This is a genomic window from Enterobacter sp. HNDS-6 (assembly GCF_039850505.1).
Classification (GTDB): domain Bacteria; phylum Pseudomonadota; class Gammaproteobacteria; order Enterobacterales; family Enterobacteriaceae; genus Enterobacter; species Enterobacter kobei.
Window position 1 is genome coordinate 4504168 of record NZ_CP156673.1, and the last position, 23963, is coordinate 4528130.

Consider the following 23963-nt stretch of genomic DNA (forward strand, 5'->3'; position numbering starts at 1 on the left):
GCTGTCCTTAGCTTAAAAAGTGACGCCCATTTTGATACTGAGTTCCGGATGCTGATCGACATACTTCATGTAGCTTTCCGGGCTGGAGGTGAAGGTCACGACCGGGTCAATCAGATCGTCACAGTTGAGATAACCGTTCATCAGCAATTCCCAGCAGGTCTCTTCGATACGCTTACGGCTCCAGCGCGGGTAGTCTGGGTTGGGTTCGCTGCAGGCGCGGGAGAAAACAATCTTCGCGTTATTGAAGTGTGCTTCGCGGCCGAGGTTGAAACCCGCGGCAAATGGTTTAGCGAACGCAACGTAGGAGATGGTGCCGCCGTAGGCAAGTCCACGCAGCGCAGACTGCAGCGCATCCGCAAAACCGCTGGTCTCGATGATCACGTCCGCGCCCTGCTTGCCGGTCAGCTTTTTAATTTCCAGACCCACATCGGTACCGATTGGGTTCAGACAGTGATCTGCGCCATGACGGCGAGCGATCTCACAGCGGTGCTCGATAGGATCGACACCGATGACCACTGACGCACCGGCTTTTTTTGCCAGCTGAATGGCAATCTGTCCGATGGCACCCAGACCGACCACCACCACAAAGTCGCCTACACGGACATTGGCATCACGCACGCCGCTCATGGCGAACTGCGCCGGATCGTAGCAAACAGCATTTTTCCAGGATGCGCCCTGCGGCATTTTGCGCAGCTTGTAGTTGTTAACCGCATTGACAATGACCGTCTCCTGCAGCGGACCATAGCAACAGACGCTGTCGCCTGGCTGGTATTCCGTTACGTCAGCACCGCATTCAATAATGTCGCCGACGATCATGTTCCCCAGCTGGAACTTACCGAATTCGATACCGCGCGCAGCGCCCTCTTCACGCGGCGTAAACATCTGCCACTCCGCGTTGAACTCTTCATCAATAAACGGGCTTGCCGCACGGAAATCCACAACTTCGGTACCGTGTTTTGGTGCACCAAAACGGGCACGAATTTTCACTTCATGTGCTTCCACAGCACGATCTTCATATTCCACGAGCGCCGCCACGCGAGGCGCTGTCGCAACTAACTTTTTCATAACTTGCTCCTGATAAAAAATTGGCCGCCTCAGCCCTTAACGCCACCGGCGGTCAAACCACTTTTAATAAAACGTTCAGAAAGTGCGTACATGATGACCACCGGAAGCGCCGTCACCAGCGATGCCGCCATCATGCGACCCCAGATATAATCTGGTGTGCTAAAGAGCGTGTTCAGCCCGACCGGCAGCGTAAAGTTGCTGGCGCTGGACAGGAAAATGGAGGCAAACAGGTAGTCGTTCCATGCCACCATGAAGCAGTAAACAAACACCGACACGAGTCCGGAAATCGCCAGCGGCACGGTAATGCGGAATATGATTTGCAGGCGGTTCAGACCATCCATCATCGCGGCCTCTTCTATTTCGTCCGGGATGGTGTCGAAATAGCTGCGCAGCATGAATACCGCCGTAGGCAATGTCTGGGTCACCATGGTGATGATCAGCGCCAGTTCCGTGTCATAAATGCCGAGCGCGGTGATGATCTTGAACAGCGGCACCACCAGCAAAATCCCGGAGAACATATAGACGGTGTAGAAGCTCGCATTGATCGTCGTGCGTCCTTTAAAACGCAGTTTCGACAAGGCGTAAGCCCCCAGCGTGCCAAGGAACACCGCAACCACCGACGAGGTCAGCGATACCACCATGCTGTTGCGGAAGTAATCCACAAACGGGAAGATCAGCGGGTTAAAGATGTCGACATAATGCTGAAGCGTCCACGCCTGCGGCAAAATAGTCGGGTGCAGCGATATAGCCTCTTTCGCGCTCTTAAACGACGTCATCAGCATCACGAAGAACGGGAACAGCGTGATGATCAGAAATACCGCCAGCCCCAGATAAAAACCAATACGGCTAAGTACGCGTTTATTTGTTGCCATTGAGGTTTACCCTTTTTCTGGTCAGCAGAATCACAGCGAAGATGATCACAAACAGCACTACAGAAATCGCTGCTGCTTTACCCAAGTCATTGAATGCGAATGCAGTTTTATAGAGATAGACGCCTAAAATATCGACCTTCGTGGTCAGCAGGTAGACATCCGCAAACATGTAGAACATCCAGATGGTTCGCAGCGTCACCACCGTAGCCAGCACTGGCATGATGGCGGGCAACGTCACGATACGAAAACGCTGCCAGGCGTTAGCCCCGTCCATCTCTGCGGCTTCGTACAACGATTTGTCGATGGTCTGCAAAATCGCCAGGAATGAAATGAAGGCGTACGGGAAGTAGCGCCAGATGGCGAACAGCACGACCAACACAAAGCTACTGCCGGGGTTGTCGAACCACAGCGGTGCCTGGTCATAAAGGTGCAGCAGATCAACGCCCAGGTAGTTCACAATGCCGTAGCCGTTGTTGAACATATATTTCCAGGCAAATACCAGGGAAATAGACGGCGTCACGTAGGATAAAATCACCAGTGAACGTGCCGTTTTGCGCATCCGAAATTCGCGATTAAAGAAGATCGCCACGGCCAGCCCCAGCCCGGTGCTGCCCATCACCACCAGCGCCGTGTACCAGAACGTCATCCACAGCGAGTGCCAGAATGCCGCATCACTGAGGATGCGAATGTAATTGTCCAGCCCAACAAACACAGCGCTAATGCGCGGGTTAAGCGGCAGTCGTAAGAAACTGATTTCAATATTGGAAATCATTGGCCAGGCCACCAGGCCCCCCAGCAAAATCAGGCTGGGGGCCAACAGCAGCATGGCGAAAGGCATATCTGATCGACCAGAAAACAACGTCTTCATAATTTCCTTCCGCAAAGCGCTCCTATCGTTGTGAAATCAGGTCAGCCAGTCGCTTCTGGCTATTGCTGAGCGTGGCGCTGAGATCTTGTTTACCCACCGTGACGTTATGCACCATAGAACTGATAATGCCGGACCCGGTGACATCGCCCATGCGGGTAAAGTTCTTGTCGCCCACAGCGCCAAACACCTGCACATTTGGGAACTGAGCAATCAGCTCATAAGGCAGTTGCCCAAACGCTTTAATGACCTCGTTGTTTTTCCAGGTATCCGTAGCTACCACCAGCTTGTTCACCGGCAGCGCCGCACCAGGCGACATCATGACCCAGTCGGTTGCGTTTTGAGCCTGCTCCATCCACGTCACAAACTTTTCAGCTGCCTGCGTTTCATCTTCAGATTGACCCGTGGTGATCGTCAGCGATGTGATCATGCCGTAGACTGCAGAGGTCTTTTCGGTAGGGACCACGAAGCCAAGATTGGCAGGGTTTCCATCCTGGAATACCGCAGGCAGGATGTAGGTGGAATAAACCGCCATCGGTGCGGAACCGTTCATGAAGGCATCTTTGATCTCCATGACGTCGTTCGAGCCCGGCATGGTGGTCGCGGCCAGCGCTTTATAAAAAGAGAGCGCTTTCGCCATCTCAGGGGTATCGATTTCGACGTTCCCGTTGGCATCAAAAACGTTCGCGCCGCCGGAAAGTGCAAACTGGGAGAATGCCTGCTCGGTCATGACGCTTTCCGCAGTAGGCAGCGCAATGCCGTAATGTTTTTTGGCCGGGTCGTTAAGTTTTTCACTGGCCTTCAGCAGTTGTTCCCAGTTGTGGGGCTCCTCAATACCCGCTGCAGCAAGAACATCTTTGTGATACCAGACGCCGGACAGCCAGGCACTTATTGGCACGCCCGTCCAGGCGGTACCGTCTTCGGTACGTACCACGCGCAGGATCCCGTCATAGAAGGTGTTTTCGCCTACCGCTTTAATGGCTTCGCCAATCGCCTTGCGATCCAGCAGCTGTTCCTTATCCATGACTTTCGCGTAATCATGGCTGACTTCAATCACCTCAGGCAGCGCCCCGGTTCTCGCGAGCGTAATCACCTTGGTGTTGTAGGCGTCTTCTTCCACCGGCACCTGTTTCACCGTGATGCCAGGGTTCTCTTTTTCAAATTTTTCGATCAGTTTCGTAATAACCGCCTGACGCTCCTGCTCTACTGAAGAGTGCATAAACTCAATGGTCACAGCAGACGCTTTATCATCCTTACAGCCTGATAACAGGGCGCACGAAACCAGTGCTGATAACAGCACAATTTTGGGCATTTTCATTTAAGGGTCCTTTTTTAGTTTTCTTTAATCCACATAACCTGCCATGGATTGAGGGTCAGTTCCGTACCGTCAATAGCCTGTCCTGATAGCAATTCCACACCGGAAAGCACTTTCTCGTAAACGGTATGAACGTTATGACTAAAATTAAATAGCGCGGTAATTCTTTCACCATTATCAGCCACACGAACAATTTTAAGAATCTGTTCATCAAGTGATTCAAACATTGCCTGAGCATCAGGATGAAATGCGCGTTCCCCACGACGAATAGCAATAAACTCGCTTAAACGGGAATAGATTTTATGGCGAATGCTTTGTTTATTATTGAGCTCAAGGTCAACCTGACCGGCGGTGTATTTCTTGCGGTTTATCGCGCGGTTATAGCCGAGGCGTTCAACGCCTTCATAATCGTTACGCGAGCCAAGAATGCTTTGAATATATACGGCAGGTACACCCGGGAAACTCAGCAGTACAGCATGCGCCAGAATAAACCGCGCAATACGTTCATCATCCGGGCTGTCTTGCGAGCTTAATGCGTCCAGATAGGTCACATTGATTTCGTAAGGACTGCGCGTTCCGTCAGGATTATTTTTCCAGTTAACCAGCGCCCCTTCCTGCTGAAGTTTTTCAACCAGTGACAGTATTTCTGACTCCGGAAGAATGCCGCGTAACGGGTTCAGGCCGATACCGTCATGAGACGCCAGGAAGTTGAACCAGGTCGTTTTTGTTGAAGGCAGCGCCAGCGAACCCGCCCACTGGCAAAGTGCTTTTACATCCTGACGATGAACAGCATGCAGCACCAGCGGTGGCAAGGAGAACTGATAGACCATCTGGGCTTCATTTTCACCATCACCGAAGTACGAGATATTGTCTTTATGCGGGACGTTTGTCTCGGTAATGATCACCGTGCCGGGTGCCACAGCGTCGGTAATCGCACGGAAAAGCTGGATAAGGCAGTGTGTCTGCTCAAGATGGATGCAGCTGGTTCCTGGAATCTTCCACATAAACCCAACGGCGTCGAGGCGAATGTAACGCGCCCCTTCCGCCAGGTAATGGAGCAGTACGTCAACCATCGCAATCAGTACCTGAGGCGAGGCGAAGTTGAGATCGATCTGGTCATCACTGAACGTGGTCCAAAGATGACGCACGCTTCCATCATGCAGCTTAAATGGCGTCAGCAGTGGTAATGCACGAGGCCGCGTCACGGCAGATAAATCAGTTTCAGGATCGACAGAAATAAAGAAATCGTCAAAGCCCGGCTTCTGCGCAAGATAATTAGCAAACCATTCACTTTTTGCTGACATATGGTTGCACACGAAGTCAAACATTAAGCTGGCAGACTGCTTTAATTCAGCAACATCCTGCCAGCTTCCGGTTTCAGGCGCGACGCTGTGGTAATCGATAACGGAAAATCCGTCATCAGAGGACCACGGATAAAAAGGTAAAAGATGGACATGGGAAAACGTGCGGGCAAGCCACTCATTATAAAAGCGGGTAAACACCGGCAACGCTTTCTCCCCTTTCGCGGAGAACTGATCGGCGTAAGTAATCAGGACAACATCTTTTTCATCCCAGCCTGATTTGCGCTTTTCTGTAATATCAATAGCGGCTTGCTCAAGCTTTGATAATAACACGTCTAAATGTGCGTCAGAAAATGATTCACCGTAGATATGATTGATAAGTTTTTTAATTTTTGCGTTCACTTTATTTTCCATGGTAGCGGTCCCACGAAGGGCAATCTACTCCCATGAAAAATATCTGTCAACGAAGCGGGAGGCTGAAAAATGCAATTCCAAAGCGACTCTGCTCAGTATTGTGAGCTGCCGCAAAGAAAGCACATTAAAGGGAGGGAAATGTTTGAGACGGCGCCAGCCTTTCTCTGGGAATGTAGGGGCTGACGCGCGTGTGAATTAGCGGGATAAGTAACGGCGCGATAGCCGTTTTGCCACTTTTTGCAGCATCGGTTCGAGCGCTACGGCCAGCAACATTCTGACCGGCTTACGGGCAACAGATTTGATCGCCCAACCCGCAACACCTGCCGGGCCGTAACGTAATGCCGTCATCAGAACCAGTTTACCTGCGATTTTCAGGCCGGGTTTTACCTTCTGACCGGCCTGTTGCCAGTTTTGCTTCATATAAATTCTCTCTTAAAGCTGACGAAAACGACTTCTCAGCGTAAAGGTATCCGACGTCACGTAACGTTCCATTTCACGTAACCGCTTCTCCCCTGCGGCCAGTTGCTCGTCAACCGCATTCAGAAGATCGTTACTGGTTGGCGCACTTTCTGCGGCCAGTTCTCCGTCGGGCATGGGATCAAGGACAAACGACAGTACGATGTATGCCACGAACGTGATAAACGCCAGACCGAAGAAAATAGACAGTACCGTCACCACACGAACCAGTTTTACCGGAACGTCAAGATAGTGTGCCAGCCCGGCACAAACGCCACGCACCATCCCCTGCTGTGGGATTCGCCACAACTTTTTGTTCAGATTCAGTCCGGTCATTAACGATCCCTCCAGTTTGGATGTTCTGCATCCAGGATCGCTTCCAGCGCCTGAATGCGGTCACGCATCTTATTCGCCTGTTCGGTAAGCTGCGCAAGACGTTGCTGTTCACTCTGGGAAAGATCGCCTTGTGAAGAACGGTTGCTGTAGTGCAGCCATAGCCAAATCGGCAAAACAAACAGCACGAAAATCGTCAGGGGAATGGCCAGAAAAAGCGCGCTCATGTGTACTCCTTGTCTTAGGATGCATAGCGGCACGCTCAGGTGCCGCAACAGTATTAGTGGTTATCTTGCTTCATTTTGGCTTTCAATGCCGCCAGCTGCTCGCTGATTTCATCGTCCGCTTTCAGGTCGGCAAACTGTTGATCCAGTGACTTTTGCTTCCCGATGCTGTGGCTTTCTGCTTCCGCTTCCATCTGATCGATGCGACGCTCGAAAGACTCAAATCGCGCCATGGCCTCATCCAGCTTGCCGCTGTCCAGCTGACGACGTACGTCGCGGGAAGAGCTTGCCGCCTGATGACGCAGCGACAGCGCCTGCTGACGTGCGCGGGTTTCGCTCAGTTTATTTTCGAGCTCACCAATCTCTTTTTTCATACGGGTGAGCGTGTCATCCACCAGCGTCACTTCATGCTCAAGCGTCGCGACCATGTCCGTCAGCTTCTGTTTTTCAATCAGCGCCGCACGAGCCAGATCTTCTTTATCTTTACGCAGGGCGAGTTCCGCTTTTTCCTGCCATTCATTGAGCTGGGCGGTGGCCTGCTCAATCCGGCGCGTTAACTGTTTTTTCTCAGCAAGCGCGCGAGCAGAGGTAGAACGCACTTCAACCAGCGTGTCTTCCATCTCCTGAATCATCAGACGCACCAGCTTCTGCGGGTCTTCCGCCTTTTCCAGCAGTGAGTTGATGTTGGCGTTCACGATGTCGGCAAAACGAGAAAAAATACCCATAATAAAAATCCTCTTATTTCTGTGGTCGGGCAATGCCCTGCTGTTGAGATAATACAATTCCCGTGCCAGTTTTTTATCCTATTGATTTTGCTTGATGTGTTTGATTTATACGCAATGAAGAACTATGCTGACCTGGTGAATATCGCTAAGGAGTGGTTAATTTCATCATGGCTGGATACAAAGACAATTTACTCGGGGAAGCAAACAGCTTTCTGGAGGTGCTGGAACAGGTGTCCCGCCTTGCACCGCTCAACAAGCCGGTGCTGATTATCGGCGAGCGCGGCACGGGTAAGGAACTGATTGCCAACCGCCTGCACTATTTATCCGGACGCTGGGACGGCCCCTTTATCTCGTTAAACTGCGCGGCGCTGAATGAAAACCTGCTCGATACAGAGCTTTTCGGCCACGAAGCAGGTGCCTTTACCGGCGCCCAGAGGCGCCATCCGGGACGGTTTGAGCGCGCCGACGGCGGTACGCTGTTTCTTGATGAACTCGCCACCGCACCCATGCTGGTGCAGGAAAAACTGCTGCGCGTCATTGAGTATGGCGAACTGGAGCGCGTCGGCGGTAGCCAGCCGCTACAGGTTAACGTGCGTCTGGTGTGCGCCACCAACGCCAATCTGCCGGAGAGGGTCGCGGAGGAGAAATTCAGGGCCGATCTGCTTGACCGCCTGGCCTTTGACGTTGTTCAGCTTCCCCCCCTGCGCGAGCGAAGAAGTGACATTATGTTGCTCGCAGACCAGTTTGCGATTCAGATGTGCCGCGAGCTCGGCCTGCCTCTGTTCCCCGGCTTCAGCGATTATGCAAAGGAGACACTACTGGCCTATCACTGGCCGGGAAATATTCGCGAACTGAAAAACGTCGTGGAGCGCTCTGTCTACCGCCACGGCAGCAGCGAGGCGGAACTGGATAACATCATTATCGATCCTTTTCAGCGTCATGCGCCGCCGGTCACCGCCCCCTCATCGTCTGACCACGCCCCCGCCCTCCCTCTTGATTTACGTCAGTTCCAGCACGACCAGGAACAACAATTGCTGGAGCAAAGCCTGAAGACGGCGAAATATAACCAGAAACGGGCGGCTGAACTCCTGGGTCTGACCTACCATCAGTTACGGGCATTGCTCAAAAAGCATCAAATGCGCTGACAATATCGGCACTTACCCGCAGACATTTTTACGAAGCAGGCGTAAGTGCGATACACTTTGCAGATCGAACCTAAAAACCTTAAAAATTATGCGTCTGGTTTTATCGTCCTTTTTTGCACTCGGTCTGTTCAGCAGCATGGCTTTTGCCGCGCCGGGGCAGACTTCGCAGCCTGACGTCCGTGACAGTGGCTTCGTCTATTGCGTGAGCGGCCAGGTGGATACCTTCAACCCGCAAAAAGCGGGCAGCGGCCTGATTGTCGATACGCTTGCCGCGCAATTGTATGACCGTCTGCTTGATGTCGACCCGTACACCTACCGTCTGGTCCCTGAGCTTGCGGAAAGCTGGGAAGTGCTGGACAACGGTGCAACCTACCGCTTCCACCTGCGCAATGATGTCGCGTTTCAGCGCACGCCGTGGTTTACCCCCACGCGAAAGCTGAATGCGGACGATGTGGTCTTTACCTTCCAGCGGATCTTTAATCGCAATCATCCGTGGCATAACGTCAACGGGGATCATTTCCCTTACTTCGACAGTCTGCAGTTTGCCGACACGGTTAAGAGCGTGCGTAAGCTGGATAACCGAACGGTTGAATTTACGCTAACGCGCCCGGATGCCTCCTTCCTCTGGCATCTGGCGACCCACTATGCGTCCGTCATGTCTGCTGAATATGCGTCGCAGCTTGCGAAAAAAGATCGCCAGGAGTTGCTCGATCGCCAGCCGGTGGGCACCGGTCCGTTCCAGCTGGCGGAATACCGTGCGGGGCAATATATACGCCTGCAGCGTCATGAACATTTCTGGCGCGGCACGCCGCTGATGCCGCAGGTGGTGGTTGACCTCGGCTCTGGCGGAACAGGACGTCTCTCAAAACTGCTCACCGGGGAATGTGACGTGCTCGCCTGGCCTGCCGCCAGCCAGCTCACTATTTTGCGTGACGATCCGCGTCTGCGTCTGACGCTACGCCCGGGAATGAACATCGCTTATCTGGCCTTTAACACGGATAAGCCGCCGTTGAACAACCCTGCCGTCCGTCATGCCCTGGCGCTGGCGATTAACAACCAGCGTCTGATGCAGTCGATCTACTACGGCACGGCGGAAACCGCGGCCTCTATTTTACCGCGCGCCTCGTGGGCCTACGACGGTGAAGCTAAAATTACGGAATACAATCCGGCAAAAGCACGCGAACAATTGAAAGCGCTGGGCGCGGAAAACCTCACCCTCCAGCTTTGGGTGCCGACCAGTTCCCAGGCGTGGAACCCGAGCCCGCTGAAAACGGCCGAACTATTGCAGGCAGATATGGCACAGGTGGGCGTCAAGGTGATCATCGTGCCGGTTGAGGGCCGTTTCCAGGAGGCGCGCCTGATGGACATGAATCACGATCTTACCCTGACCGGTTGGGCCACCGACAGTAACGACCCGGACAGTTTCTTCCGGCCGCTGCTGAGCTGCGCGGCGATCAACTCGCAGACCAACTACGCTCACTGGTGTAACCGGGAGTTTGACGCCGTGCTGCAAAAAGCGCTCTCTTCCCAACAGTTGGCCTCACGCATCGATGCTTATGATGAAGCGCAGAAAATCCTCGCCGAGGAGTTGCCCGTGCTGCCGCTGGCCTCTTCCCTGCGTCTCCAGGCCTATCGCTATGATATTAAAGGTCTGGTGCTGAGTCCGTTCGGCAATGCCTCGTTCGCGGGCGTCTCGCGCGAAAAAGAACAAGAGGTGAAAAAACCATGATTATTTTTACCTTGCGCCGACTCCTGCTGCTGCTGGTGACGCTCTTTCTGCTGACCTTTGTCGGTTTCAGCCTGAGCTATTTTACGCCGCACGCCCCGCTTCAGGGCTCATCGTTGTGGGATGCCTGGCTGTTCTGGTTTAACGGTCTGCTGCACTGGGATTTCGGGGTGTCCAGCATCAACGGGCAGCTTATCTCCGACCAGTTGAAAGAGGTTTTTCCGGCCACGATGGAGCTGTGCATTCTGGCCTTCGGTTTTGCCCTGATGGTGGGGATCCCCGTGGGTATGCTGGCCGGGATCTATCGCAACAAATGGCAGGATAAGTTCATCAGCGCCCTCGCCCTGTTAGGCTTCTCCATACCGGTATTCTGGCTGGCGCTGCTGTTAACGCTCTTCTTCTCGCTGACGATGGGCTGGCTACCGGTCTCGGGCCGCTTCGACCTGCTCTATACGGTGAAATCGGTGACGGGTTTTGCCATTATTGACGCCTGGCTGTCCGATTCAGTGTGGCGTCATGAGATGATCGTCAGCGCCGTGCGCCATATGGTGTTGCCGGTACTGACGCTGGCCGTCGCCCCGACCACGGAAGTGATTCGCCTGATGCGCCTGAGCACCATCGAGGTGTTTGACCAGAACTATGTCAAAGCCGCCGCCACGCGGGGTTTGTCACGCCTGACCATTCTGCGCCGCAACGTTCTCCATAACGCGCTACCGCCGGTGATTCCGCGTCTGGGGCTGCAGTTCTCCACCATGCTCACTCTGGCGATGATCACCGAGATGGTCTTTAGCTGGCCAGGGCTGGGACGATGGATGATCAACGCGATTCGCCAGCAGGATTACGCCGCTATTTCAGCGGGTGTGATGGTGATTGGTTCGCTGGTGATTATTGTTAACGTGTTGTCCGATATTTTGGGTGCGATGGCTAACCCGTTGAAGCATAAGGAATGGTATGCCTTACGATAACGTATACAGTGAAAAGCGCACACCCGGTGCGCTGCGTACCGTGTGGCGTAAGTTCTATGGTGACACCACGGCGATGATCGGCCTTTATGGCTGCGCCGGGCTGGTATTACTCTGCCTCTTTGGCTCGTGGTTTGCCCCGTATGGCATTGACCAGCAGTTCCTCGGCTATCAGCTTCTGCCGCCTTCCTGGTCACGCTACGGCGAAGTCTCTTTCTTCCTCGGCACCGACGACCTCGGACGTGACGTATTGAGCCGCCTGTTAAGCGGCGCTGCTCCGACGGTGGGTGGTGCATTTGTGGTCACGCTTGCGGCGACAGTCTGTGGACTGGCGCTCGGTATTTTTGCCGGATCCACGCATGGCCTACGTTCGGCGGTACTGAACCACATTCTGGACACCCTGCTGTCGATTCCGTCTCTGCTGCTGGCGATCATTGTGGTTGCTTTTGCCGGACCGCATCTGTCGCATGCGATGTTTGCCGTCTGGCTGGCAATCCTCCCCCGCATCGTGCGCTCGGTTTACAGCATGGTGCATGACGAGCTGGAAAAAGAGTATGTCGTCGCCGCCCGTCTGGACGGCGCGACCACCTTCAACATCCTGTGGTTTGCCGTTCTGCCGAATATCGCCGCCGGGCTGGTCACCGAGATCACCCGTGCGCTGTCGATGGCGATTCTCGATATTGCTGCGCTCGGCTTCCTCGACCTTGGCGCCCAGTTGCCGTCACCTGAATGGGGCGCAATGCTCGGTGACGCGCTGGAGTTAATCTACGTGGCGCCGTGGACAGTCATGCTGCCGGGGGCGGCGATTATGGTGAGCGTGTTGCTGATCAACCTGCTGGGCGACGGTATTCGCCGTGCAATTAACGCGGGGGTGCAATAATGCCACTTCTTGATATCCGCAACCTCACTATCGAATTCAAAACCGGTGAAGGCTGGGTTAAGGCCGTCGATCGCATCAGTATCACGCTTGCTGAGGGTGAAATTCGCGGGCTGGTGGGTGAATCTGGCTCAGGGAAAAGTCTGATCGCCAAAGCTATCTGCGGTGTGGCGAAAGACAACTGGCGCGTGACCGCCGACCGTATGCGCTTCGACGACATTGACCTGCTGCGCCTCTCCCCGCGCGAGCGGCGTAAGCTGGTTGGCCACAACGTCTCGATGATCTTCCAAGAGCCGCAATCCTGTCTCGATCCGTCCGAGCGCGTGGGTAAACAGCTCATGCAGAACATCCCCGGCTGGACCTATAAAGGCCGCTGGTGGCAGCGTTTCGGCTGGCGTAAACGTCGCGCCATCGAACTGTTGCACCGCGTCGGTATCAAAGATCATAAAGACGCGATGCGCAGCTTCCCGTATGAGCTTACCGACGGTGAATGTCAGAAGGTGATGATTGCTATCGCGCTGGCTAATCAGCCGCGCTTGTTGATTGCGGATGAACCCACCAACGCGATGGAGCCGACCACGCAGGCGCAAATTTTCCGCCTGCTGTCACGTCTGAACCAGAACAACAACACCACCATTTTGCTGATCAGCCATGACCTGCAGATGTTAAGCAAATGGGCGGACAAAATTGATGTGATGTACTGCGGGCAAACGGTCGAAACCGCCCCCAGCGAAGACCTGATCAACGCCCCGCATCATCCGTATACGCAGGCGCTTATCCGGGCTATTCCTGATTTTGGCAGCGCCATGCCGCACAAGAGCCGCCTGAATACCTTGCCAGGGGCGATTCCGCTGCTGGAATCCTTGCCGATAGGCTGCCGTCTTGGGCCTCGTTGCCCATATGCTCAGCGTAAATGTATTGAGACACCACGCCTGACCGGCGCCAAAAATCATCTTTACGCCTGTCATTTCCCGCTGAACATGGAGAGAGAGTGAAATGGTCGAAACCTTACTGGAAGTCCGCAACCTGAGTAAGACCTTTCGCTATCGTACGGGGCTGTTTCATCGTCAGACTGTCGAGGCGGTAAAGCCGCTAAGTTTTACCCTGCGTGAAAAACAGACGCTGGCGATTATTGGCGAAAACGGTTCCGGGAAATCGACGCTGGCGAAGATGCTTGCCGGCATGGTAGAGCCTACCGCTGGAGAAGTGTTGATTGACGATCATCCTCTGGCGTTTGGGGATTACTCTTTCCGCAGCCAGCGTATCCGCATGATCTTCCAGGATCCGTCAACCTCGCTCAATCCCCGCCAGCGTATTTCGCAGATTCTGGATTTTCCTCTGCGTTTGAACACCGAGCTGGAGCCCGAGGCGCGACGAAAGCGCGTCTTTGAAACGCTGCGCATGGTGGGACTGTTACCGGATCACGAAAGCTACTATCCGCACATGCTGGCCCCCGGCCAGAAACAGCGCCTGGGTCTGGCGCGCGCATTGATTTTGCGCCCGAAGGTAATCATTGCCGACGAAGCGCTTGCCTCACTGGATATGTCGATGCGTTCGCAACTGATTAACCTGATGCTGGAGTTGCAGGAAAAACAGGGTATCTCCTATATCTACGTTACCCAACATCTCGGAATGATGAAGCACATCAGCGACCAGGTGATGGTGATGCACCAGGGGGAAGTTGTCGAACGTGGCAGCACAGCGGATGTCATGGCCTCTCCGCTTCATGAGCTGACGAAACGACTGATTGCCGGTCATTTCGGTGAAGCGCTGACCGCCGATGCGTGGAGAAAGGACCGCTAAGCACAACGGTACCCCCCCCGCTAAATCAAGGATTAAATAACCTGCGTACGTTATTTAATCCTTTTAATTTTCGTCTCCATCCTTGCTCCATATTTTACGCAATATCCATCAACAGTTCTTCTCCAGAATATCAGGACATTACGGAGGAGAAAAAATGATCACCGCCACTTATGTTCTAAAATACACTGAGTATCTCATCAGAAAATGTCGTTCATTTTTAATGACGGACCTGCACTTCCATACTGTGAGGCTCAAGAGAACAACCGGGAAAACCCCTGACATTAAATCACCCTCGACGTTGAGTGAAAAAATATGCCATCGTCTGGTCTATGACCATAATAACGTCTATACAATGCTTGCCGATAAACTCGCCGTTCGGGAATACGTTTCTTCCAGAACTACGCGCGTGAAAACGGTGCCATTACTTGGTGTTTATACCAGGGCGTCGCAAATTGATTTTTCCGTACTTCCTGACAAATTCGTCCTTAAGTGCAACCATGACAGTGGTAGCACAATAATATGTACCGACAAAGCGCACTTTAATGACAGGGAAGCCTGTAAAAAACTGAGCCTCGCGTTAAAGAAAAATCTGTACTACACCACGCGCGAATGGCAGTACAAAAACATTACGCCGAGTATACTTTGCGAGCCATTTGTCGATCTCTTCGACGATGCTGACAGGAATACAACGCCCGAAATGTTGAGGATCCATTGCTTTCATGGCGTTGCCCACTATGTTGAAGCGGATTTTACGGATGATAACGGGAAAGGGTTTATCAACGTTTATGACAGGCACTGGAACTTACAACCTTTCCAGATGGAATATCCGAATACTTCAGCAGATCCTGGCGAACCGCTTTTATTCCGACAAGCATTGTTGGCCTCCCAGGAGCTGGCGCAGGGAATTGATTACTGCCGCGTTGATCTTATGCTAAAAAAAGATGAAATCTATTTCAGTGAAATAACCCTAAGCCCGAGACGCGGTAAACTGACGATTACCCCACAGGAATGGGATGCTAAGCTAGGACAAATATGGCATTTATCGCCAGCAAGCACATTTAATCTGCCGCTGAAACTCACGGGTCGGGCCAGGTGAGTTTAAATATTGAGTGGTTTTGCTTTGATAAGGTATAAGTGACATCGCCACCATGGGCCAGCATGATGGCTTTTACCACCGATAAGCCTAAACCACACCCTTCGGGATTTAATGCCCTGGCGACATTATCCCGCTGAAAAGGCTGAAATAAAAAATCGTGGAAGGCCTCAGGGATGCCCGGTCCGCCATCCTGAATAAGAATATAATTGCCTTTATCAGACACGCCATTTTTGACAATGAGCGTCCGCGAGGTTGAATAGTGTAATGCGTTGTCAAACAGAACGGCCAGACACTGGTTGATACGCAACGGATCGAACACACAACGCTGCTCCCTCAACGCTGTCTTTATCGTAAACTGATTACGTTTAAATTCGGGCATGAACGTATCAAGCGCGTCCTGTATTGTCCCTTTGAGATCCGTTCTGGATTTAGACAACGTATAACCCGCCCCACCGTCAGAGCTGACAACCCGTAGATCTTCAATCAGGCGGGTTAACCCTTCGGTCTGCCTGAGAAGATTATTAAAAAGCACCGGATCCGGTTCAAAAACGCCGTCTACCAGACCCTGAAGTCGTCCGCGTAAAATCGTGACCGGGGTTCTGAGTTCATGGGCAATGGCGGCATTCCAGGATTTACGCTGCATATCCAGCGTCTGCAGTTTTTCCGCCATTTCATTGAAATCCATGACCAGGTGATTGATCTCTCCCAGCCTGGAACTGGCACAATAAGCCCGGGCATCCAGTTGGCCCTGCGAAATTTTTTTCAGGCTGGACGCGACCGCGTTTAGCGGGGTGAGTATCCGCGAGGAAAGTTTGATCGTTAAAAAAACCGCGAATATCAGACTGATTGTTGTTGCTGTCCCGATCCACACCCAGTCCCACAGGGTCATCTGCTCGTCTTCCCCCGCAGCAGCGCCGCCGGGGAGGTGATCCAGAATAAAGGAATAAAAAAACCAGGAGCCCAGTATGGAAATGGCAATGATCGTAAACGTCAGCAACATCATGTACGTTAAGATCTGACGACTCAGGACAGACTCTCTGTTCATTTTTTCTCCCCAAGCCGGTAACCCATGCCCCTGATGCTCTCAGGGACGCCGTAAAGCCCCGCTAGCTCAAGTTTTTTACGCAGCTTGCTCATATGGCTATCTACTGTTCTGTCGAGGGTATCACCTTCCGGAAGACATGCGTTGAGTAACTCTTCGCGGGAGCAGACCTTTCGCGGATATCTGACCAGATACGTAAGAAGCTTAAATTCCGTCGTCGTTAACACCGGGGAGATCACTTCAGGTCCCACGGTAACCTCAACGTAGAAATCATCCGGATAGACCGTAATAAAAGGCGTCCTGAGAGGCGCGGCCCCCGCCTGCTGAATAGCGGGTTTGGTTCTGCGCAGCACCGCTTCAACCCGCGCGACAACTTCAGAAGGGTTAAAAGGCTTGATAACGTAATCATCTGCGCCAAGCCTCAGCCCCATGAGTTTATCTACGTCCTGATCGAGGGCAGAAACCATAATGACGGGCACGGAACTTTCCTGACGAAGCGTCGTGAGGACGCTCCAGCCGTCGCATACGGGCAGATGAATGTCCAGCAAGATGAGATCCGGTTTATGAAGGCGATTAAGCGCTATCGCCTGCTCGCCCTGTCTGGCCCTCAGCGTTTTCATCCCTGAACGCTCTAAGTAACTCATCAGTATTTCAGCAATGTCGTCTTCATCTTCAACAACAAGGATTAGAGTATTTTTGTTCATTTTATCTCCGCGGGTGAAATCCCTTTGAGCACGCTATCAGATATCTTTAGCACAATAAGACACAGCCTCCGGGAAAAAGTGCCGTAGCCATGAAAATTTCCAGCACTAATTTAAATGTCCGGCCATGCCTCCACACAGCCTACACATTCAGTCAATAAAGACTCGACAATGCCTGGCCAGAATAGCTATTCGGGCAGAACCCTTCTTTCATAGAACGGTGAGAATTAACCCTGTCGCTTTAAGGCTTTATGAATCTGGCTGAGATAATGAACATGGAATTTTCGAAATATTTCTCTACTAAGAAAATCGGTATATATACGCTGTTCCTGCTGCTGTCGTGGGGATTACTCTATACCTGGCTGGTGTTGATGCATAAAATGGATGAAAAAGTTGCCGCGACGCTGCCCTCCTCTCCCATTATTTATGGTTGCATCGCTTTGTCGGTTGTCTCTTTGATAATACAAAACAAAGCAGGTGCATTCACTGAATTACTTGTCATCGCCTTCTGGCTAATGGTGATTTTTATATATCTCATAATTACGTTCACTGTGCTGCTGAACGCTACGCCAGATTTCGACGATTTGGTGTTTTACTACGAGTGTTATTTAATTCTTTTTTTCTGCGGTTCGCCGTTGTACCTCATTATGAGAATGATTTGAACAACCGCACGGTTGCGCTCCACACTCTCTCCATAAAACTGCCATTTCCGCTAAACAGGCGAGTTGTAGACTTCCTGCCAACCCTTATTGCTCAAAATACACTCACTTAAAGAGTCTGAAACCTGTTACCCAGAATGAATAACCTTAATAACAATCATCGTTCTCCAGATACAGCTGGCGTTATGTACTCACTTAAAAAACTCGCGGTACGTCACCGGAAAAAACTGGTTGTGACTTTTTTCCTTGTCGTGGCTGAAAACGTAATGTTTTTACTGTATCCCGTTCTGGCAGGCATCGCGATTAATGCCATTCTTGCGGGTAAGACACTTAACGCCGCACTGTACGGACTGATGGTGCTCTGTATGTGGATCATAGGTGCGACAAGACGGAGTGTTGATACGCGAACGTTTGCCCGTATTTATGCCGGGCTTGCGGTCTCCGTTGTGCTTTCACAGCGGAAATACCAGCTTAACCATTCGGCTATCGCCGCCAGGGTCACACTCTCACGCGAGTATGTGGATTTCTTTGAAATGCACTTGCCCCTGCTTATTACCTCGCTGAGTTCTCTCTTTGGTGCGGCAATCATGCTGTTATTTATCGAATTCTGGGCCGGCATCATGTGCTGTGCAATCGTCATCATTCTGATGGGATTTGTCTCGGAATATACCCGTAAAAATGAATGGTTATTCATGCGCCTGAATAATCGTCTTGAGAAAGAAGTTGATTATGTTCATAAGGCAGGCACCGCCACCCTTCACCGACATTACGTCACGCTTGCACGTTTACGCATTGCGTTATCGGACCGGGAGGCGTGGGGCTATTTATGGGTGGGTATACTCGTTGCCCTGCTTTTTACGCTGACCATTATCTGGATGACGCAATCGGCTGGCATCACCGCCGGACATATTTATTCCGTGATGACATACATGTGGATGTTCGCGACAAGTCTCGATGACGCCCCGCAGCTTCTTGAGAAATTTTCTCAGCTCAGGGATATCGGTAAACGCGTATCAGCCGATGACGAAATTCACGTATCTGGACGTTAATTTAATGCCTCATTTTTTTATTGAACGCCCCGTATTCGCCTGGGTAGTGGCGCTTTTTATTGTCCTGACGGGTGTCCTGTCTATACCCCGGTTGCCGGTTGCGCAGTATCCGGCGGTGGCACCGCCGGGGATCATTATTTCTGTCACTTATCCGGGGGCCAGCCCCGATATCATGAATACGTCCGTGGTGTCGCTCATCGAGCGTGAAATATCGGGCGTGGATAATTTGCTCTATTTCGAATCATCCAGCGACACAACCGGTTCTGCATCTATTACCGTGACCTTTAAGCCCGGCACAGACATTAAGCTGGCACAGATGGATCTTCAGAACCAGATCAAGATTGTAGAGCCACGTTTGCCGCAGGCGGTCAGGCAAAATGGCATCAACGTCGAGGCGGCCAATTCCGGATTTTTAATGATGGTGGGGTTGAAGTCCACAACCGGCAAATTTGAAGAGGCGGATTTAAGCGATTATTTTGCCCGCAACGTCAGCGACGAACTACGCCGTGTGCCGGGAGTCGGAAAAGTCCAGCTGTTTGGTGGCGAAAAAGCGCTGCGCATCTGGCTGGATCCCATGCAGCTGCACAGTTACGGGCTTTCGGTGAGCGATGTTCTTACCGCTGTAGGTCAGCAAAATGCCCTTGTTTCGCCGGGGAAAACGGGAGACGAACCGGCAACTGCAGGACAAGGCGTAACCTATCCCATCACAGTGAAAGGGCAACTCACTTCTGTAGAGGCTTTCAGAAACATTACCCTTAAAGCAGATGCGTCTGGCGCAAGGCTGAAACTGTCCGACGTTGCGCGGATTGAGTCTGGCCTGCAAAGTTACGCTTTCGGTATCCGTGAAAATGGGGTGCCGGCAACGGCTGCGGCAATCCAGTTGTCACCAGGCGCCAATGCGATGAGCACGGCTTCAGGGGTACGTGCACGTATCGACGAACTTTCTCAGGTGTTGCCGGAAGGAATGGCGTTTACGGTTCCCTTTGATACCGCACCGTTTGTAAAGCTGTCCATCATGAAGGTGGTGCAAACCTTTGTGGAAGCGATGGTCCTTGTCTTTCTCGTTATGCTGCTGTTTTTACATAAGATACGCTGTACGCTTATCCCCGCGATTGTGGCCCCCGTCGCGCTGCTGGGCACCTTCACAGTGATGCTATTGAGTGGATACTCGATCAATATTCTGACCATGTTCGGCATGGTGCTGGCGATAGGGGTTATCGTGGATGACGCCATTGTGGTCGTAGAGAACGTTGAACGGCTGATGGAAGAAAAAAACCTTTCTCCGCGCGACGCTACCCGGGAGGCCATGGCCGAAATCACCCCGGCAATTATCGGGATCACGCTGGTACTTACCGCTGTCTTTATACCCATGGGTTTTGCTGAAGGGTCCGTAGGCATTATTTATCGACAATTTTGTATTTCCATGGCGGTATCCATACTGTTGTCGGCATTTCTTGCCCTCACGCTGACTCCCGCGCTTTGTGCTACGTTGCTTAAGCCCCACAGCGCGCAAAAACACGGTGGCGGCAGGTTCGCGGTAGGCTTTAACGCCCGTTTTCATACCCTGACAACATGGTACGAATCCGGCCTGGGCGCGGTTCTGAAACGAACCGGCCGAATGCTGCTTCTGTATGTTGCGCTTTGTGCTGCGCTATTTTTTGGATTGTCTTCGCTGCCCTCATCCTTTCTGCCGGACGAAGATCAGGGCTATTTTATGTCCTCTATTCAGCTTCCCTCTGATGCCACAATGCAGCGCACCCTGAAAGTAGTAAAAACATTTGAACAGGAAATTGCGACCCGACCGGATATTGAAAGCAACATTATGATCCTGGGTTTTGGGTTTTCAGGATCAGGACCGAATTCGGCCATGGCGTTCACCACGCTGAAGGACTGGAAAGAAAGGCACGGCTCTACAGCCGAGGATGAAGCCGACCATATGCAGGCCAGTATGGCAAACGTCTCTGATGCCGTAACGATGAGCCTGCTCCCGCCTGCCATTTCGGATATGGGCACCTCGTCGGGCTTCACCTGGTACGTGCAGGACAGAGCGGGACTGGGCTACGAGGCGTTAAAGCAGGCGGCCGATGCGCTGGTGCTGAAAGCGAATCAACGTCCTGAACTGAGTGGCGTGTATATCGACGGCCTGCCGGAAGGCACTAGCCTGGCGCTTCAGATTGACCGGGAAAAAGCGGAAGCTCTGGGCGTCTCATTTGATGAAATCAACCAGACGCTCTCCGTCACCATGGGTTCAAACTACGTTAATGACTACACGAACAATGGGCGTGTTCAGCAGGTGATTATCCAGGCCGATGCGCCTTACCGAATGCAACCTGAGCAGATCCTGAAATTATCCGTTAAAAACCGCCAGGGGCAGAGGGTGCCAGTGTCAACGTTTGCGACGCTCTCCTGGAACGTTGCACCGCAGCAACTAACGCGTTATCAGGGGTATTCTGCTATCCGCATTACCGGCAGTGCGGCCACCGGTGAATCCAGCGGTACCGCAATGAAAGTTATGGAGAATTTGTCCAGGGATTTACCTCAGGGCTTGGCGGGAGAATGGGCCGGGAGCTCATTGCAGGAAATAAAATCCCAGTCGCAGCTCCCGGGTCTGATCGTCCTGTCGATTCTGGTGGTGTTTATGGTGCTCGCTGCCCTGTATGAGAGCTGGTCAATACCTTTTGCCGTCATGCTGGTGGTGCCATTGGGACTGATCGGTGCAGTCATGGCCGTGTCTGTTGCCGGCATGACGAATGATGTTTTCTTCAAGGTCGGCCTTATCACCCTGATAGGCCTGTCTGCCAAGAACGCCATATTGATTGTGGAGTTTGCCAGACAGTTGCATCGTGAAGGGAACCCTCTGGTGGCGGCAACGATACAGGCCGCAAGCCAGCGCCTGCGCCCTATTCTGATGACATCGTTAGCCTTTACGTTGGGAGTGGTTCCCTTAATGCTGGCCAGTGGCGCAAGTGACAGCACACAACACGCCATCGGCACCGGTGTCTTTGGCGGCATGATTAGCGGTACGCTTCTCGCGATCTTCTTCGTCCCGGTTTTCTTTATTGTCATCGCGCGTTTCATAGAAAGCGACAGGAAAGGGTCACTATCGTGAGGGATCGCGCATCCACGCTGGTTGGATGAGGCGAAGCTGCTGCCGGGTGATATACTGGACGAATGCTGAAATTTTGAACCCACGCCTCACCTTCTGGGGCATTCGTCTTTGGCGATCGGCGAGAAATATCGTGACACAAGGGGCTGTGAGTGGGCTATAATTTCGAGCTAATTTCGAATGATTTTGAAATACTGCCTGTAACGCTATGAATTACAAGGCAAAATAAGCAATGAATATAAGGATTAAAGCTATGGGTTTTCTTTCCGGTAAGCGCATTCTGGTGACTGGCGTTGCCAGCAAACTGTCCATCGCATACGGCATCGCACAGGCAATGCATCGCGAAGGCGCTGAGCTGGCGTTCACCTACCAGAACGACAAGCTGAAAGGCCGTGTTGAAGAGTTTGCCGCGCAGCTGGGTTCCAGCATCGTTCTGGAATGTGACGTTGCACAAGATGAAAGCATCGATGGCATGTTTGCTGAGCTGGCAAAAGCATGGCCGAAATTCGACGGTTTCGTTCACTCCATCGGCTTCGCGCCTGGCGACCAGCTGGACGGTGACTATGTGAACGCGGTTACCCGTGATGGCTTTAAAATCGCTCACGACATCAGCTCTTACAGTTTCGTTGCGATGGCTAAATCTTGCCGCGCGATGCTGAACCCGGGCGCAGCGCTGCTGACCCTGTCCTACCTGGGCGCGGAACGTGCTATCCCTAACTACAACGTGATGGGTCTGGCTAAAGCGTCTCTGGAAGCCAACGTACGCTATATGGCGAACGCAATGGGTCCTGAAGGTGTGCGTGTTAACGCCATCTCCGCGGGTCCTATCCGCACCCTGGCGGCATCCGGCATCAAAGATTTCCGTAAAATGCTGGCACACTGCGAAGCGGTTACCCCGATTCGTCGTACTGTTACCATTGAGGATGTGGGTAACTCTGCTGCATTCCTGTGCTCTGACCTGTCCGCAGGTATCTCCGGCGAAGTGGTTCACGTTGACGGCGGCTTCAACATCGCTGCAATGAACGAGCTGGAAATTAAATAAGCTCAGACTCTCTTCCCGCAGGGGAAGAGAGTTTTCCCCCGCACCATCCCCTCGTTATTCCGTTCTGCTATTTGTTATCACCTAACAATATTTTTCCCTTTATCTGCGTTACGCCAGGATATTGATCGCCATTTTGAGATCAAGGAACGCCCATGGAACAACGCCGTTTTTCCGGCAAAGGCCACTGGTATCACGAAACCCAGTCAAACCACGCGCAGTCGGATGCGCTGCCCCTGGTGCCCGAAGCCGCTAACGTCGACGATCGTTTTTTGCTCGATTTAGCCCTGCCCGATGAGATTGTCGCCGCCTGTACCGGCTGGCTTGCCCCTGCCAGAGCCTTATGCCATCAGCTGTTTCCCCTCTCACTTCCCGTCAATCGTCTGCGAACGCTCAGCGCCTATGACCGGTTAAGTACCGCGTTGACGGTTGCGCAGGCCTGTGGCGTTCAGCGGCTATGCAACCATTATGCCGCCCTTCTTGCTCCGCTGCCGGGTCCTGACTCCTCCCGCGAAAGTAACCGGCGGCTGGCGCAAATCACGCAGTATGCCCGTCAGCTCGCCAGCTCACCGGATGTCATTGATGACAAGGCGCGAAACCAGCTTGATGAGGTGGGTCTCTCTACCTATGACATTGTGGTGATTAACCAGATCATCGGCTTTATCGGTTTTCAGGCGCGCGTGGTTGCGGTCTTTCAGGCTCTGCTTGGCCATCCCGTTCGCTGGTTGCCGGGCCATCATATTCAGCCGCACACCCTGCCAGCGTGCGCCGGTAGGTGGATAGCGCTTCTTCCCGTGGTCGAGCTTCGCTATGCGAGTGCGCATCAGCTTGAGTCCCTCTCCCGCTGGCAGGCAGAACCTGCGCTTGAGGCGCTGACACCCGTCCTGTGCCATGAACCGACCTTGCTCGACCTGACGGGAGAGATCCTGATAAACAGCCGGGAAGAGAGTGCGCTTTCCCCGCCGTCGCTTTTGGCAGCAGTCGACTTGCTGACACGCTCGCCGGACCGCTTTAGTGCCGCGCAGTTTACCCCACTCATGGAAGAAGGACTGACTGTCGCCCAGGCGATCAACCGCCTGTCTCAAAGCGCGTTTGAGGGCTGGCTTAATCGACTAAAAGTCGCGGCTGGCAAAGCGGAATAACCACACGCATTCCCCAAAGACCGCTTGCTGTAGAAGTGAGAATCGC

At 52.7% G+C, this 23963-nt stretch carries 23 protein-coding genes; 12 read left to right on the plus strand and 11 right to left on the minus strand.

The window, feature by feature from the left end:
• Positions 1-12: 12 nt before the first annotated feature.
• The 9 genes from ABFI50_RS21040 to pspA form a co-directional block, all read right to left on the minus strand.
• Complete coding sequence (locus tag ABFI50_RS21040) at positions 13-1065, minus strand: zinc-binding alcohol dehydrogenase (protein WP_023338367.1); 1053 nt, start codon at positions 1063-1065, stop codon at positions 13-15.
• Between the two features lie 29 nt (positions 1066-1094).
• A complete protein-coding gene (locus ABFI50_RS21045) occupies positions 1095-1937 on the minus strand; it encodes a carbohydrate ABC transporter permease (RefSeq protein ID WP_063861424.1) in 843 nt (280 codons plus the stop codon).
• A complete protein-coding gene (locus tag ABFI50_RS21050; protein WP_014884057.1) occupies positions 1924-2805 on the minus strand; it encodes a sugar ABC transporter permease in 882 nt (293 codons plus the stop codon). Before ABFI50_RS21050 ends, ABFI50_RS21045 begins: the two co-directional genes overlap by 14 nt.
• 22 nt (positions 2806-2827) lie before the next feature.
• Positions 2828-4120, minus strand: coding sequence for an ABC transporter substrate-binding protein (locus tag ABFI50_RS21055; protein ID WP_347485006.1), 1293 nt, complete (start codon positions 4118-4120; stop codon positions 2828-2830).
• Positions 4121-4134: 14 nt separating this feature from the next.
• Positions 4135-5832, minus strand: a complete 1698-nt coding sequence (locus tag ABFI50_RS21060; protein ID WP_045282170.1) for a sugar phosphorylase — start codon at positions 5830-5832, stop codon at positions 4135-4137.
• A 195-nt stretch (positions 5833-6027) separates the two neighbouring features.
• Entirely contained in the window at positions 6028-6252 is a 225-nt protein-coding gene (pspD, locus tag ABFI50_RS21065) for a phage shock protein PspD (protein WP_023338371.1), read from the minus strand.
• Positions 6253-6264: 12 nt separating this feature from the next.
• Positions 6265-6624 (minus strand): envelope stress response membrane protein PspC, encoded by a 360-nt coding sequence (gene pspC, locus ABFI50_RS21070; RefSeq protein ID WP_014884061.1) that lies wholly within the window; start codon positions 6622-6624, stop codon positions 6265-6267.
• Entirely contained in the window at positions 6624-6848 is a 225-nt protein-coding gene (gene pspB, locus ABFI50_RS21075) for an envelope stress response membrane protein PspB (protein ID WP_014884062.1), read from the minus strand. Before pspB ends, pspC begins: the two co-directional genes overlap by 1 nt.
• 53 nt (positions 6849-6901) lie before the next feature.
• The gene (gene pspA, locus ABFI50_RS21080) at positions 6902-7570 is read right to left on the minus strand and encodes a phage shock protein PspA (RefSeq protein ID WP_014884063.1); all 669 of its coding nucleotides are present in this window, start codon (positions 7568-7570) and stop codon (positions 6902-6904) included.
• A 167-nt stretch (positions 7571-7737) separates the two neighbouring features.
• Here pspA and pspF point away from each other — a divergent pair, with 167 nt between their 5' ends.
• From pspF to ABFI50_RS21115, 7 genes are all read left to right on the plus strand, one after another.
• Positions 7738-8715, plus strand: coding sequence for a phage shock protein operon transcriptional activator (gene pspF, locus ABFI50_RS21085; protein WP_347485010.1), 978 nt, complete (start codon positions 7738-7740; stop codon positions 8713-8715).
• An 88-nt stretch (positions 8716-8803) separates the two neighbouring features.
• Positions 8804-10444, plus strand: coding sequence for an ABC transporter substrate-binding protein SapA (sapA, locus tag ABFI50_RS21090; protein WP_347485012.1), 1641 nt, complete (start codon positions 8804-8806; stop codon positions 10442-10444).
• Positions 10441-11406, plus strand: coding sequence for a putrescine export ABC transporter permease SapB (gene sapB / locus ABFI50_RS21095; protein WP_014884066.1), 966 nt, complete (start codon positions 10441-10443; stop codon positions 11404-11406). Before sapA ends, sapB begins: the two co-directional genes overlap by 4 nt.
• Positions 11393-12283, plus strand: coding sequence for a putrescine export ABC transporter permease SapC (sapC, locus tag ABFI50_RS21100; protein ID WP_014884067.1), 891 nt, complete (start codon positions 11393-11395; stop codon positions 12281-12283). The genes sapB and sapC overlap by 14 nt, the downstream gene beginning before the upstream one ends.
• A complete protein-coding gene (gene sapD, locus ABFI50_RS21105) occupies positions 12283-13275 on the plus strand; it encodes a putrescine export ABC transporter ATP-binding protein SapD (protein WP_014884068.1) in 993 nt (330 codons plus the stop codon). The genes sapC and sapD overlap by 1 nt, the downstream gene beginning before the upstream one ends.
• A gap of 1 nt (position 13276) precedes the next feature.
• Positions 13277-14083 carry a putrescine export ABC transporter ATP-binding protein SapF gene (gene sapF / locus ABFI50_RS21110; RefSeq protein WP_014884069.1) on the plus strand — a complete coding sequence of 269 codons (807 nt, stop codon included), beginning with the start codon at positions 13277-13279 and terminating at the stop codon, positions 14081-14083.
• Between the two features lie 154 nt (positions 14084-14237).
• On the plus strand, positions 14238-15179 hold the full coding sequence (locus ABFI50_RS21115) for an ATP-grasp fold amidoligase family protein (RefSeq protein WP_049010609.1): 942 nt from the start codon (positions 14238-14240) through the stop codon (positions 15177-15179).
• On the opposite strand, the gene ABFI50_RS21120 is transcribed toward ABFI50_RS21115, so the two are convergent.
• Together ABFI50_RS21120 and ABFI50_RS21125 are read right to left on the minus strand one after the other, a co-directional pair.
• A complete protein-coding gene (locus ABFI50_RS21120; protein WP_071922172.1) occupies positions 15160-16224 on the minus strand; it encodes an ATP-binding protein in 1065 nt (354 codons plus the stop codon). The two genes, ABFI50_RS21115 and ABFI50_RS21120, sit on opposite strands and share 20 nt — an antisense overlap.
• Complete coding sequence (locus tag ABFI50_RS21125) at positions 16221-16925, minus strand: response regulator (protein WP_014884072.1); 705 nt, start codon at positions 16923-16925, stop codon at positions 16221-16223. The genes ABFI50_RS21120 and ABFI50_RS21125 overlap by 4 nt, the downstream gene beginning before the upstream one ends.
• A 272-nt stretch (positions 16926-17197) precedes the next feature.
• On the opposite strand from ABFI50_RS21125, the gene ABFI50_RS21130 reads away from it, so the two are divergent.
• The 5 genes from ABFI50_RS21130 (at position 17198) to ABFI50_RS21150 (ending at position 23917) form a co-directional block, all read left to right on the plus strand.
• Positions 17198-17584: a hypothetical protein gene (locus ABFI50_RS21130; protein WP_023338378.1), complete on the plus strand. Its 387-nt coding sequence runs from the start codon at positions 17198-17200 to the stop codon at positions 17582-17584.
• Between the two features lie 134 nt (positions 17585-17718).
• A complete protein-coding gene (locus ABFI50_RS21135) occupies positions 17719-18630 on the plus strand; it encodes an ABC transporter six-transmembrane domain-containing protein (RefSeq protein ID WP_347485017.1) in 912 nt (303 codons plus the stop codon).
• A 4-nt stretch (positions 18631-18634) separates the two neighbouring features.
• A complete protein-coding gene (locus ABFI50_RS21140) occupies positions 18635-21739 on the plus strand; it encodes a multidrug efflux RND transporter permease subunit (RefSeq protein ID WP_347486146.1) in 3105 nt (1034 codons plus the stop codon).
• A gap of 250 nt (positions 21740-21989) precedes the next feature.
• Positions 21990-22778 (plus strand): enoyl-ACP reductase FabI, encoded by a 789-nt coding sequence (fabI, locus tag ABFI50_RS21145; protein ID WP_003856831.1) that lies wholly within the window; start codon positions 21990-21992, stop codon positions 22776-22778.
• A 152-nt stretch (positions 22779-22930) separates the two neighbouring features.
• Positions 22931-23917 (plus strand): oxidoreductase, encoded by a 987-nt coding sequence (locus tag ABFI50_RS21150; RefSeq protein ID WP_047027800.1) that lies wholly within the window; start codon positions 22931-22933, stop codon positions 23915-23917.
• The last annotated feature ends 46 nt before the right edge of the window (positions 23918-23963 follow it).